11 protein-coding genes and 4 pseudogenes are annotated in these 13,375 nt (G+C 67.9%); 8 read left to right on the top strand and 7 right to left on the bottom strand.

Features of this window, described 5'->3' with window-relative positions:
• Positions 1-1,254, bottom strand: a 1,254-nt coding sequence (locus WA944_RS24895) for a glycoside hydrolase family 3 N-terminal domain-containing protein (RefSeq protein WP_526647445.1), incomplete at its 3' end; no start/stop codon positions are given.
• A 147-nt stretch (positions 1,255-1,401) separates the two neighbouring features.
• On the opposite strand from WA944_RS24895, the gene WA944_RS24890 reads away from it, so the two are divergent.
• Entirely contained in the window at positions 1,402-2,235 is an 834-nt protein-coding gene (locus tag WA944_RS24890; RefSeq protein WP_526368936.1) for a substrate-binding domain-containing protein, read from the top strand.
• A gap of 36 nt (positions 2,236-2,271) precedes the next feature.
• Positions 2,272-2,853, top strand: coding sequence for a TetR/AcrR family transcriptional regulator (locus WA944_RS24885; protein ID WP_526368934.1), 582 nt, complete (start codon positions 2,272-2,274; stop codon positions 2,851-2,853).
• An 11-nt stretch (positions 2,854-2,864) separates the two neighbouring features.
• Here the strand turns inward: WA944_RS24885 and WA944_RS24880 are convergent.
• The 6 genes and pseudogenes from WA944_RS24880 to WA944_RS24855 form a co-directional block, all read right to left on the bottom strand.
• A pseudogene (locus WA944_RS24880) lies at positions 2,865-3,724 on the bottom strand (alpha/beta fold hydrolase).
• Positions 3,721-5,826, bottom strand: a pseudogene (locus tag WA944_RS24875) (xanthine dehydrogenase family protein molybdopterin-binding subunit). Before WA944_RS24875 ends, WA944_RS24880 begins: the two co-directional pseudogenes overlap by 4 nt.
• A gap of 95 nt (positions 5,827-5,921) precedes the next feature.
• A pseudogene (locus WA944_RS24870) lies at positions 5,922-6,941 on the bottom strand (FAD binding domain-containing protein).
• Between the two features lie 2 nt (positions 6,942-6,943).
• Positions 6,944-7,339 (bottom strand): (2Fe-2S)-binding protein, encoded by a 396-nt coding sequence (locus WA944_RS24865; protein ID WP_526368926.1) that lies wholly within the window; start codon positions 7,337-7,339, stop codon positions 6,944-6,946.
• A 550-nt stretch (positions 7,340-7,889) separates the two neighbouring features.
• Positions 7,890-8,321 (bottom strand): LLM class flavin-dependent oxidoreductase, encoded by a 432-nt coding sequence (locus tag WA944_RS24860; RefSeq protein WP_526368990.1) that lies wholly within the window; start codon positions 8,319-8,321, stop codon positions 7,890-7,892.
• 11 nt (positions 8,322-8,332) lie between these two features.
• Positions 8,333-8,560: pseudogene (locus tag WA944_RS24855) on the bottom strand (SDR family mycofactocin-dependent oxidoreductase); the annotation flags it as partial.
• A gap of 87 nt (positions 8,561-8,647) precedes the next feature.
• On the opposite strand from WA944_RS24855, the gene WA944_RS24850 reads away from it, so the two are divergent.
• The 6 genes from WA944_RS24850 to WA944_RS24825 all read left to right on the top strand — a co-directional run.
• On the top strand, positions 8,648-9,247 hold the full coding sequence (locus tag WA944_RS24850; RefSeq protein WP_526368924.1) for a TetR/AcrR family transcriptional regulator: 600 nt from the start codon (positions 8,648-8,650) through the stop codon (positions 9,245-9,247).
• Between the two features lie 108 nt (positions 9,248-9,355).
• Entirely contained in the window at positions 9,356-10,057 is a 702-nt protein-coding gene (locus WA944_RS24845) for a cutinase family protein (RefSeq protein ID WP_526609194.1), read from the top strand.
• A gap of 46 nt (positions 10,058-10,103) precedes the next feature.
• On the top strand, positions 10,104-10,985 hold the full coding sequence (locus WA944_RS24840; RefSeq protein WP_526373855.1) for an ArgP/LysG family DNA-binding transcriptional regulator: 882 nt from the start codon (positions 10,104-10,106) through the stop codon (positions 10,983-10,985).
• A gap of 13 nt (positions 10,986-10,998) precedes the next feature.
• Entirely contained in the window at positions 10,999-11,763 is a 765-nt protein-coding gene (gene cobF, locus WA944_RS24835; protein ID WP_526609196.1) for a precorrin-6A synthase (deacetylating), read from the top strand.
• On the top strand, positions 11,763-13,238 hold the full coding sequence (locus WA944_RS24830) for a cobyric acid synthase (protein WP_526609198.1): 1,476 nt from the start codon (positions 11,763-11,765) through the stop codon (positions 13,236-13,238). The genes cobF and WA944_RS24830 overlap by 1 nt, the downstream gene beginning before the upstream one ends.
• Positions 13,235-13,375: precorrin-6A/cobalt-precorrin-6A reductase (locus WA944_RS24825; RefSeq protein ID WP_526647446.1), on the top strand; the 141-nt coding region annotated here is incomplete at its 3' end. The genes WA944_RS24830 and WA944_RS24825, both read left to right, overlap by 4 nt.

Raw genomic sequence — 13,375 nt, 5'->3', positions numbered from 1 at the left:
GCCCTCGGACTCCAAGCGCGCGGGGAGTCCGAGGAACACGACGGCGGTGTCGGCCGAGTCGGCTGCGGTGAGCGCCTCGTGCCGCAGCCGGGCGGACTCCTCGGTCGAGACGTCGGAAGCCGAGCTGAAACCCGCCGCGTGGACGACTTCTCCGGTTGCCAGCGAACGGATTTCGTCGAGTGCATTGTCCAGTCGGGTGGGCTTGATCATCGACGATCCACCGCCCTGATAGCGCGGTTGGGTGGCGAATTCCCCGATCACTGCGATCTTTCCGCGTTTGGTCAGCGGAAGGATTCCGCCATCGTTTTTGAGTAGCACGATGGATCGGCCCGCCGCTTCCCGCGCCAGCGCGTGGTGAGCCCCGGCCGCGGGTGGGGTGGTGACGGCGGCACCCGTCTGTGCTCTGTCGACCAACCGGAGTATCCGAGCGGTCGCGTCATCCAGACACTGTCGGTCCAGTGAGCCGTCCCTGACCGCGGCGACAACGCGGTCGTCGCTCAGCGAGCCCGGCATCTCGAGGTCCAGACCGGCCGAAAGGGCGGCAATCCGGTCGCTGACCGCGCCCCAGTCGGAGACGACGACGCCGGAAAAACCCCACTCGCGGCGGAGCACCTGCGTCAGCAGCCACACATCCTGTGATGCGTACACACCGTTGATGCGGTTGTAGGAGCACATCACCGTCCACGGTTGCGCATCCTCGACGACACGCTGGAAGCCGCGAAGGTAGATCTCGCGTAGCGGCCGCGGGTCGATGTCGGCACTGACCCGCATCCGGTCGCTCTCCTGGTTGTTGGCCGCAAAGTGCTTGACCGAGGCGCCGACGCCTCTCGACTGGATCCCCGTTACCAGGGCTGCGCCGAGTACACCGCTGACCACCGGATCCTCGGACAGATACTCGAAGTTGCGTCCGCACAGCAACGAACGCTTGATGTTGATACCCGGTCCGAGCACGACGGCGACGTGCTCGAGCGCGGCCTCGGCGCCGAGGGCCGCACCGATCCGCTCGACGAGGGCGACGTCCCAGCTCGAACCGAGGGCGACCGCCGGTGGGAAGCACGTCGCGGGCACGCTGTCACCGATGCCGAGGTGGTCTGAGCCGTCGCGCTGTTTACGCAGACCGTGCGGGCCGTCGGTCAACATGATCGACGGGACGCCCAGACGCTCGATGGGCTTCGTGTACCAGAAGTGCACACCGCTGGTGAGCGATGCCTTCTCCTCGAGGGATAATTCGGCGATGTCGGCATCGATGGTCACGGTGTCCATGGTGCCCGACAGATGCCACAGGACCAGTCAACTGACTGGCCCGTCAACCGGGCCGTCGTCGTAAAGCGCTTGGGCACAACATCTTCGATCTGTTCAAAGCGGCACCGCGACGTGAGCCGGTGTTTACTCTGGAGCTCGATGTTCAGCTTGCGAGGCCACCGCGTCCACCGGCGTGCAGTGTGCCTGGCAGCTGCCTACGCATTGCTGGTCAGCGCGACGTCGGCGTGTGCGGACAACGACGGGGACAGCAGAGACGGCCCTGTGGGGGTGGCGTTGATCATCAAGACGGAGACCAACCCGTTCTTCGTCGCCATCCAGCGTGGTGCGCAGGAGCGTGCCACCGACCTCGGATTCGACCTGACCGTCGCCGCAGGCCGAGAAGACGCCTCCGTCGAACGCGGTGACAAGGCGATCCTGATCACGCCGAGCGGGCGGGGCGTCGACGGTGCGCTCCAACGGGCCCGGGACGCCGGCGTCTTCGTCGTCGCGCTGGACACCAAGCCCGTCGACCCCGACGCAGCCGACATCACGTTCGCGACCGACAACTTCGAGGCCGGCCGCCTGATCGGAGCATGGGCGGCAGCGAAGATGGCCGGCCGACCGGCCGGCAATCCCGACATCAACCTCGTCTACACGATCAACGAACCCGCGGCCAGCGGCGCCATCGAGGTGCTCCAGAGGGCAGGGAACTCCGCCACGGTGGTCTCGGTCGACGGCGGGTGTGACCCCGGGATGAGCCTGGTGGCGGCGGGCGCCATCGGTGCGACGGCCCAGCATTATCCGCTCGAGATGGCGATCGAGGGCGTCGACGCCATCGCCGCCTACCTCGATGACGGGACGCGGCCCCTCCCGAACCACGGCATCGACATGGTGGCCACCGGCGTGGCGCTCGTCACCGACGACCCGCAACCACGTGTCCCCAGCATCGACGTCACCGCGGGCCTGGAGCGATGCTGGGGCGCACCGGCCTGACCACGTTCTCGCCACCGATGCGGAACAATGGGCGGTATGACGGGCGCCGAGGACGAGATGGGGCTCCGGGAGCGCAAAAAGCGTCGCACCCGGGAGACAGTGCGTCTCGCGGCGTACGAGCTCTTCGAGAAGAACGGTTACCCGGACACCACCATCGAGCAGATCGCCGAACTCGCCGACGTCTCACCACGGACGTTCTTCCGATACTTTCCCAACAAGGCGGCGCTGCTGGTCCCGGACCAGTTGATGGAACCGATCATCGAGCTGTTCCTGGCCGCACCCCCGGAGCTGCGCCCGATCCCCGCCTACCGCCATGCCCTGGAACAGGTGTTCGCCGGCATGGCAGGCCCCGAGTGGGGTGAGGAGATGGCCCGCCAGCAGCTGCTGTACACGCTGCCGGAAGCCGCCGGCGCCCTCTACAACCAATACGTCCAGGTCATCGACCTCATCACCGACGCGCTGGCCACCCGGCTGGACCGGCCAGCCGATGACCCCACGTTGCGCATCACCGCGGGTGCGATGACCGGCGTGATGATGGCGGCGCTGCACGGCACCCCGATGTCACCCGACGCGATCTTTGCGGGTCTGGACTTTCTGGACGCCGGTCTGCCGCTGTAGCGGTCGGTCTGTCAGCCGCAAGTATCGGCCGGGACGGTCGTCGAGATGAAGTCGTCGATCAGGTCGATGACCTCTGTCGGGGCCTCGAACTGGGCCAATGCCCCACGTCGGGGAGTACTTCGAGCCGGCAGTCCGGCCGCGCCTCCAGGGCCGAGTAGGCGTGGGCGACCGGGATGATGGCATCCTGCTCGCCCCAGATCGCCAGCGTGGGCAGGTCTTCGCGCAGCGTCAACCGATTCAGCGCGCTGACGGATTGGCCGCGGTAGTCGACCACCGACCGCAGGGTGCGCAGGAAAGCGTCACGGGTTCCGCGGTCGGAAAACGACGAATATGCGCTCCAGATCTCTGCGCCGCGGGGCGAGCGCAGACCTGCCGAGCTCAACCAGGACCGTACGGCGTTCCCGGCGCGGATCACCTGGGGCGGCGCGATCACCGGCATCACCAGTTCCGCGCCCGGGGCCGCGAGCAGTCGCAGTATCGACCCGACATCGGGACCGAGGCCGCCGCTGCTGATCAACACCAGCCGGCGGCAGTAGTCCGGATGTTGGTACAGGAACTGCATGGCCACCCCGCCACCGAGTGAGTGACCGACAACGGTCGCGGACTCGATGCCGAGTTCGTCGAGCAGGTCCCGCAGCCCGACGGCGAAAGCACCCAAGGAGTAGTCGGTGCGGGGCTTTTCCGACTGTCCGTGACCCGTCAGGTCGGGAGCCACCACGCGGTACTTTTTTGCCAGCTGGGGGATCACCGCCCGCCACGTGTCCGCGCTGCCTGCCATGCCGTGGATCAGCAGCAGGACTTCATCGCCCTCACCGACGTCCACAACAGCTTGCCGCACCCCGTGAATGTCGACGAACTTCGTTTCGGTCACGACACCTCCCCGCCGCCTCGACACCCGATCTTACTGGTCGGTAAGTTCTTCTGGCAACATCGCGCACCGACGCAGTCAGAGCAGGCGTTTGGGGGTGATGGGTAGCTCGGTGATCCGCCGGCCGGTCGCGTTGAACACGGCATTGGTAGGCCCTTCACCCCGATCGGGCTGGCGATGGCGTCCTGCGCGGACAGGAAGGTGGCATCCAGAGCAGGGACGTCTGCATTGACGGGAACGAGGTAGTCGGAGATGTTCGCGTTGACGACCCGCCCGTCGCGAGGGTCGATGTGCGAACTCTCGAGCAACGCCATCCCGATTCCCCACACCATGCCGCCGAGTGCCTGGCTGTGGGCGAGTTTCGGGTTGATGATCCGTCCGGCGTCGTAGTAGGCATCCATCCGCCGGATCCGCACGGTGCCGAGCAGTTCGTCGACAGCCACCTCGGCGAACACCGCGCCGTAGGACCAGATCGAGTAGTCGTCGATCAGCTCGTCCGGGGTCCAGGTGTGTTCGGACTCCAGGTGGGTCCAACCGCGGCGGTTCAACAGCTCTTGATATGTCTCACCGATACTCGGCTGGTCGGTGCGCGACATCCGGCCGTTCACCACCCCGATGTTCTCGGCGCCGGCTCCGTGCAGGGGCGAGGCGGGGTCGACCACGGCAGTGCGGACGAATCTGTCCCGCAGCAGGGTTCCGGCGTGCGCCACGCCGGAACCGACACTGGCCATCGTCTGCTGGGCGCCGTGCATGGGCGCCTCGGGGAAAAGGCTGTCTCCCAAGTCGAATCGAACACGATGCGTCGGCAAGCCCAGCGCATCGGCGGCAACCTGCGTCATGGACGTGTAGGCCCCTACCCCGATATCGCTGGTCGCCGTGACAACATCAGCGGTGCCGTCGGCGTTGATCCTGGCCGAGACGCTGCAGGGGCTGCTGATCGAGTGGTAGACGGCGCTGGCCACGCCGAGGCCGATCAGCTGATCGCCGTCACGGGTGGCACGCGGCGCCGGGTTGCGCCGTGACCATCCGAAGGCGTCGGCACCCCGGCGCAGACACTCGGCGTGCCGTCGTGTCGAGAACGGCTGGTTGGTCGACGGGTCCCGATCCGGTTCGTTGCGATCCCGCAGTTCGATCGGATCCATCCCCAATTGCTCTGCCAGATCGTCGATTCCGCACTCCAGAGCGAACCCGGCGGTCACTTTGCCGACGCCGCGCACCCACGTCGGCGGGCTGAGGTCGAGCGGAACCACGCGGTAGGTCGAGCGCATGTTGGGGCTGCGGTACATGAATCGCGGCGGCGGGGTGATGTCGTCCTCGTAGGAGATGTCCCGGCTGGTCTCCACCCTGCCGTCGTGCACGATCGTGCTGATCAGCCCGTCGGTGTCGGCACCGAGGGCCAGTCGTTGCCGACTCACGGGACGATAGCCGAGTTGCTCTGCCATTTGCCGACGGGTCAGCACGAGTTTGACCGGCCGCCGCAACCGCCGCGCCGCCAACGCCGTCAGCCGCTGATGTGGCCAGACCAGACCTCCCTGGCCGAACGCCCCGCCGACAAACGGGCTGATGACGCGCACGTCCTGCTGCGATATCCCGAACGCCTCGGCGTACGCCTGTGCCGCCGCGGTGATGCCCTACGTCTTGTCCCACACCGTCAGGCGATCCCCGTCCCATCGGGCGACGCTGGCGGCCAACTCCATCGGGTGATGCAGATGTCGCGCAATCAGGTAGTCGCGGTCAGAGGTTACCGGAGCTGCCGTCAACGCCGCGCCCGCGTCACCACGTGAGTAGTCAGCGACCGTGGTGCCCGGCATGGAGACTGCTTGCGGTGCATCAACATCGGTCAGCGGAGCGGACCGCGAACTGTAGCTGACGGTCACCAGGGTGGCCCCGTGCACGGCGGACTCGGCGCTTGTCGCCACCACCACAGCCACCGGCTGTTTGAAATAGGAGATCCGCGGCGGCGAGTGAGGAAGGGCGACTCCGGCGAAGTCGGTGATCACGTCGACGACCCCGGGTCGTTCGCTGGCGGCAGAGACGTCGATGTCCTCGACCGTCCCCAGCGCCACGGTGCTGCCGACAAGGGTCGCGTACAGCAGGTCGGGCATCGTGTTGTCGGCGGTGTAGGTGGCAGCGCCGGTGACCTTCAGGCGTGCGTCGACCCGGAACAGCGGCTGCCCTGACGCGGCCCCCGAGGGCGCCGTCACGGCAGCCCCGCAACGGTGTTCAGCTGGCGTTGCACGGTACGTTTGATCAACTCCACCTTGAACACGTTCTGCGACAACGGTTGTGCGCCTTCAGCCGCCGGCGCAGCGGCGTCGGCAAACAGTTGCGGGCTCGGCCTCCGGCCGGTCAGTGCGTTCGACCGCGGGCATTCGCCAGGGAACGGTGCCGACCCCGCCGGCCGCGATCCGGGCGGTGCGGATCCGGCCGCCGGAGATGTCGAGCGCCACCGCCGCTGAGGTCAGTGCGAATTCGTACGATTCGCGGTCGCGCACCTTCAGATAACCCGATCGCCGCGCCTCGGCAGTCACCGGCACCTCGACCGCGGTGATCAGCGCCCCCGGGGCCAACTGGTGCTCACGATCCGGGGTGTCGCCGGGTTGCCGAAAGAATTCCCCGATTCGGATCTGCCGTGCCCCCTCGGGGTCGAGCGTGTAGACCAGGGCGTCCAGGGCGTCCAGGGCGTCCAGGGCGTCCAGGGCGTCCAGGGCGTCCAGGGCGACCAGCGCGCCGGCGAGATCCGACGGGTGGGTGGCGATGCAGGAGGTACTGGTGCCCAGAATGGCGTGGTTGCGGTGGTACCCGTCGACCGCCGCGCAGCCCGACCCGGGACGTCGGCGGTTGCAGTTCGCCGTCACGTCGCGAAAGTAGAGGCAGCGTGGGCGTTGCATCAGGTTCCCGCCGATGGAGGCCATGTTGCGCAGCTGCGCCGCCGCCGACTTCTCCAACGCCTCGATGATCACCGGAACTGCTGTCGTACTTCGGGATCGGCAGCCAATCGCGACATTCGCACCAATGCGCCGATGCGCAACCGGTTCGGTTGCAGGTCGATGTCGCGGTAAGGCAGGGCGTTGATGTCGATGACGGTTTCGGGTTGCTCGATGGTCTCCCGCATCAGGTCGACCAGGGTTGTTCCGCCGGCGATGTACCGTCCGCCTGCTGCGGCGGCCTCCAATGCCGAGTCTTCGTCGGCGGCAGTGGCGAACCGGAATGGGAACATCCTCACGCCTCCCTGGCGACCGACGCGACCGCGGTGACGATGTTGGTGTAGGCACCGCAACGACATAGGTTGCCACTCATCGATTCCCGGATTTCGGCGTCTGTTCGGGTGTGTCCTTCGGCGATACATCCCAGGCCGGACATGATCTGGCCCGGCGTGCAGTAGCCGCACTGCAGACCGTCGTGATCGATGATCGCTTGTTGCAGTGGATGTAGCCGATCGCCGTCGGCCACCCCTTCGATGGTGGTGAGCGCGGCACCGTCGAGCATCACCGCCAAGGTCAGACAGGAGACGATCCGCTGGTCGTCGGCCAGAATCGTGCAGGCGCCGCAGGCTCCCTGGTCGCAGCCCTTTTTGGTCGCCGTTAATCCCACGCGGTCCCGCAGCATTGACCTCATGGTCCTCACCGTTGATGGTCAACCGGACCGTCTCAGATCAGAGATCCCTCCTGACCGGTCGTCCTCGCTTGATGAGCAGCCACTCATCAGCGACAGGCCGGCGACAGCGCCGCTCGCAATCACCGCAGTTCCGACGAACGTGCGCCGGTCCATCCGAAGTGGGACATGTTGCGGCGATCCGACTCTGGCGTCATCACGGTCGATCAACGGATTCTCCTCCTGAGAGCTGGTGCATGGCGCTCCGCCACCCGGGAGGAGGTGCCGGACCTATATGGCCGAAAGCACCGAACACGAACGATCTATTCCGAGTTCCCCCGGTCATCGAGGATGGCATCGCGATGGGCCACTCGGACATCCTCGATGAGCAGGACCTACCTCGCGACAGCCTGTTCCTGGCCTGTCAGGCCCGCCCGCGTTCGGACACGGTGTGCGCATCGAGTTCTGATCCACCGCGAACCGGACGGTCAGCTCCCGAGGTCGTCGGCCAGGTCCCGAAGTGCCACGAGCTGTTCGCAGTAGTGCCCGGCGGAGGTGGCGGTCACCGAGCAGGTCACCATGGTCGCTCCAGACTCGCGTAGGGCCACCAGCTTGTGGGCACACCGCGCCGGATCCCCGGTCGGATCGAGCCGGGGACTGGCCAACACCACCTCGAAGTCCGGGGGCAGCGTCGACCGTCGAGCATCGTCGTGATCTCGTTGCGGCCCAAGGCGAACGGCATCCAGCCGTCGCCGAACTGAAGTGCGCGCCGAAGTGACCGTGCCGTCCGACCACCCACCCAGATGGGTACCCGCGGTTGTATGCCACATGGCTCGACCTGCAGCGAACCGAACCGGTAGAACGCACCGTCGTAATCCGGCCGGGTGGTGCCCCACGCCGCCCGCAACGCCGCGATCGCATCGTCGGCGCGGGCCCCCCGGTCCGCGAAAGATGCTGCCAAGAAGTCGAATTCGGTGCCCGACGAACCGACCCCGACCCCGAGCACCACCCGCCCGCCACTGAGGCGGTCCAGGCCAGCATCTTGCCGCCTTGGGCTTCCACCAGTGCGACCGTCTCGTCGAGTTCGTCTGGGGAGGCCATCGGATATCCGTTGGAGGCGATGTCGGCGCAGATGTCGACGCCGATGATGTGGGCGCCGTCGGCGGCCAACCTGAGCGCATGGCTGCGGCCTTGACCCCGTGCCACTCCGGTGATGAAGGCGACTTTGCCGTCCAACGAATTCACATACATTCCTCGCGCAGAGTAACCGTGTTACTACCGGTACAGTAACGGGGTTATCGTTGGGAGGCAAGGGTGAAGGTGAGGCCGGCGGTGGCTACGCAGGAGGTCTCCAGTGGGGACGCGAGGATTCTGGCGATCGTCGTCGAGATCCTGGAGAACGAGGGGTACGACGCGGTGCAGCTGCGCGAGGTGGCGCGTCGCGCCCGCACCTCCCTGACCACGATCTACAAGCGGTATCCCACCCGCGACGAGCTGATTCTGGCGGCCCTGGAAGCGTGGATGGAGGAGAACCGCTACGCCGGTATCACGCCGCATCCCCGGCAACCGGGGGAGTCGCTCTATACCGCGCACATGCGGGTGTTGCGTGCGCTGTTCGAGCCGTGGGAGCAGCATCCCGGCATGCTCACGGCCTTCTTCCGTGCCAGGTCGGCAGCCGGTGGGCAACGGTTGTTGCGGCGCGGTCTGGACGTCGTCGTGCCGACGGTCCTGGAACTACTCGCCGACGTCGACGACGGCTTCGTCGCCGACCTCGACAGGATCATCGCGAGCCTGGTGTACGGGCTGCTCGGCCGCTACGCCGCGGGGGAGATCGACATCACCGAGATCCTGCCGACGCTCGACCGCACCGTGTACTGGCTCACCACGGGATACGAAGCATCCCGTGCCGGCCATCCGGGTCCGTCGCAGTAGCGCCGGCCGCCAATGGTGCCGGACCTGACATGGGATGGAATTTCTTCAGGTGGTTCGGCGGTTGGTCCCCAGTGATGCCGTCGGCAGACACACCAAGGGAGAATCACGATGACCGATCGTCACACGGTGAGGCGAGCTCTGGTCATGGCCGGAGTCGGCGGCGTCGCCGCGGCCGGTCTGATCGGCCCGGGCGCGGCGAATGCCTACGCGGCCGAGGCCTGTCCCGACGTGGAAGTCGTGTTCGCCCGAGGCACCGCGGAACCGGTGGGTGTCGGCCGTGTCGGCCAGGCGTTCGTCGAGGACCTGCGCAGCTCGCTGAGCGGCCAGAGCGTCGGCGTGTACGCCGTGAATTACCCTGCGTCATACGACTTCCTGCAGGCCACCCCGCAAGGGGCGGATGACGCCAGTGCCCACATCCAGGCCACCGTCGCCAGCTGTCCCGACACCAGCATCGTGCTCGGTGGATACTCACAAGGTGCTGCCGTGGTGGACTTGATCACCGCCGATCCCAACGCGACATTCGGATTCGGCCGCCCCATGCCCCCGGCTGTCGCCGACCACGTCGCCGCCGTCGCGGTCTTCGGCAACCCGGCCGGCAGGATCGGCCGTACCCTCACCACGATGAGCCCGCTCTACGGAGCGAAGACCATCGACCTGTGCAACGGCGCCGACCCGGTGTGCTCCGACGGTGACAACCGGCCCGCCCACAGCTTGTACGTGGAGTCCGGATTGACCGATCAGGCAGCGGATTTCGTCTCCGTAAAGGTCACCTCCGAGACCTTGGTGAACGCTGCGGGCTCCGCCGGGTAGTCTGTCGAGCGGCCTGCTGCCCTGCTGATCCGATTAGTATGGGTACGTGACTGCTAGCCGGCCCACCGGTCTGGACGCCGGTCAGTTGTCGGCACTGTCGGCGGTCGTCGAGTTCGGCAGCTTCGACGCCGCCGCCGAACATCTGCACGTCACCCCGTCGGCGATCAGTCAGCGCATCAAAGCGCTCGAACAGCGTGTCGGCCAGGTGCTGGTCCTGCGGGAGAAGCCTTGTGTTGCAACCCCGGCCGGGAACCCGCTGCTGCGGTTGGCGGCGCAGACGGCCCTGCTGGAGTCCGAAACACTCGCCGAGATGAGCGGCGGTTCCGCGCACCACCCCCGAGTTGCGTTGGCCGTCAACGCCGATTCGATGGCCACCTGGTTCACCGAGGTCTTCACCCGACTTCCCGATGTCCTGTTCGACGTGCGCATCGAGGACCAGGACCACTCCGCGCGATTGCTGCGCGAGGGGGTGGTGATGGGCGCGGTGACCACCGAACGCGCCCCGGTCGCCGGCTGCCGGGTGCAGGCGCTCGGCGTGATGCGCTATCGCCCCGTCGCAACGCAGCAGTATCTGGAGCGCTATCTGCCGGACGGGTTCACCGTCGACGCCGTGGCCGCCGCCCCGTCGCTGGCCTGGAACCGTGACGACGCGCTACAGGATCAGTTGGTGCGCAAGGCGCTCCGCAAGACCGTCCGCCGGCCCATCCACTACGTTCCCACAGCGGAAGGCTTCGGAGCGGCGGTGCGCGCCGGGCTCGGCTGGGGCATGTATCCGGAGCAGCTCATCGATCGCTCGTTCATCCCGATCACCGGCCAGCACCTCGACGTGCCGCTGTATCTGCAGTGCTGGAAGCTGGAAAGCAGCACGGTCGCGCAGGTCACCGAGGCGGTCCGGGCGGCCGCGGCGGGGTTGCGTCGCAGCCGGTGACAGAATCGCTGCCATGCCCGAGCCGGTGAAGGTCCGCATCCTCGGCGTCGGCATGGGCCCGCAGCACGTCACCGCCGAGGTCGCCGAGGCGCTCCGGTCCGCGGACTACGTGCTGGCAGCCGAGAAGGCCGACGGTGACCCGTTGCTGGCGTTGCGGCGCGCGATCGTGCTCGCGCATCCGGGTGCCGACGGACCGGTCGAGGTCGTCGCCGTCCCTGATCCCGAGCGTGACCGCTCTGCGGGGCTCACCGCCGGCGGATACGAGTCCGCCGTGACCGACTGGCACGATGCCCGGGCCGCGCGCTACGCCGCTGTGCTGGCGCAGCGCGCCGGCACAGCCGCGTTCCTGGTGTGGGGTGATCCGTCGCTGTACGACTCGACCATCCGGATCGTCGAGAAGGTACGCGCCCTGGGCGTGGCGCTGGACTACGACGTGCTGCCCGGGATCAGCGCACCGCAGTTGCTCGCCGCCCGGCATCGCATGGTGCTGCACGACGTCGGCCGGCCGGTGCATCTGACCACCGGTCGCCGGTTGCAGGAGGCGGTCGGCGCCGGGCTTGACAACATCCTGGCGATGCTAAACCCACCGCCGGAGCGGCTCGACTTCACCGGGCTCGCCGACTGGACGATCTGGTGGGGAGCCAACCTCGGTGCGGTCGGTGAGCGCCTGGTGGTTGGCCGTGTGGGCGACGTACTGCCCGCCATCGCCGAGGCCCGAGCCGCCGCGCAGGCGCAGGACGGCTGGGTGATGGATCTGTTCCTGGTGCGGAAGACCTGATGGCAGGCCTGTTGGTGGCGGGCACCACGAGTGACGCCGGCAAGACGGTGGTCACCACCGGCCTGTGCCGCGCGCTGGCCCGCCGCGGTGTCAAGGTCGCGCCCTACAAGGCGCAGAACATGTCGAACAACTCGATGGTGTGTCTCGGTCCCGACGGTGCGGGCGTGGAAATCGGGCGGGCGCAGTGGGTGCAGGCACACGCCGCCCGGGCGACCCCCGAGGCCGCGATGAACCCGGTGCTGCTCAAACCCGGCAGCGACCGGCGCAGCCACGTGGTGCTGATGGGGCAGCCCTGGGGCGAGGTGGCGTCGTCGGACTGGCTGGAGGGGCGGCGGGCACTGGCTGCCGCCGCGCACGCGGCCTACGACGATCTGGCGTCCCGCTACGACGTCGTGATCGCCGAGGGTGCCGGTAGCCCGGCCGAGATAAACCTGCGCGCAGGCGATTACGTCAACCTCGGGCTTGCCCGGCATGCCGGCCTGCCGACCGTGGTGGTGGGCGACATCGACCGGGGCGGGGTCTTCGCGGCGTTCCTCGGTACCGTCGCGCTGCTCTCACCCGAGGACCAGGCGCTGATCGCGGGATTCGTGGTGAACAAGTTCCGTGGTGACCTGGACCTGCTGGCGCCGGGTCTGCGGGATCTGGAGCGGGTCACCGGCAGACGGGTGTACGGCACGCTGCCCTGGCGTCCCGACATCTGGCTGGACTCCGAGGACGCCCTGGAACTGCAGGGGCGGCGCTCCCCGAGACCCGGCGCGCGCCGCGTCGCGGTGGTCAGGCTGCCACGGATCAGCAACTTCACCGACGTCGACGCCCTCGGTCTCGAGCCGGACCTCGACGTCGTGTTCGCCTCCCATCCGGGAGCGCTCGCTGACGCCGACCTGGTGGTGTTGCCCGGCACCCGCTCGACGATCGCCGACCTGGCCTGGCTGCGGTCTCGCGGGCTGGACCGCGCGGTGCTCGCCCACGCCGCCGCCGGCAGGCCGGTGCTGGGGATCTGCGGCGGCTTCCAGATGTTGGGCCGCACCGTGGCAGACCCCGCCGGCGTCGAAGGCGACACCGCCGAGGTCGAGGGGCTGGGTCTCCTCGACGTCGAGACGAATTTTGTTGCGGCCAAAGCCCTTCGGCTCCCCACCGGCCACTTTGACGGGGTGCCGGCTTCCGGCTACGAGATCCATCATGGCCGGGTCACCCGCGGTGCGGGCGTCGACGACTTCCTCGAGGGCGCACGGGCCGGCCAGGTGTTCGGCACGATGTGGCACGGCGCGCTCGAAGGGGATGCGCTGCGGGCGCGGTTCCTGGCCGAGACCCTCGGTATCGCCGCCTCCGAGGTCTCGTTTCCCCATGCCCGGGAGCAACGACTCGACCTGCTCGGTGACCTGGTCGAGGAGCATCTCGACATTGACGCCGTCGTGGATCTGGTCGGGGCCGGTTCCCCGCCCGGCCTGCCCTTCCTGCCACCGGGAGCGCCGTGACGAAGGTCCTGCTGCTCGGTGGCACGTCGGAGGCGCGAGCGCTCGCAGAGCTTCTCGCCGCCGCCGGGGTCGAGGTGACCACGTCGCTGGCCGGCAGGGTCGCCGATCCGCGTCTGCCCGTCGGCGCGGTGCGGATC

Source organism: Mycobacterium sp. (assembly GCF_049683355.1).
Taxonomy (GTDB): domain Bacteria; phylum Actinomycetota; class Actinomycetes; order Mycobacteriales; family Mycobacteriaceae; genus Mycobacterium.
This window is presented reverse-complemented; position numbering and strand designations above follow the sequence as displayed.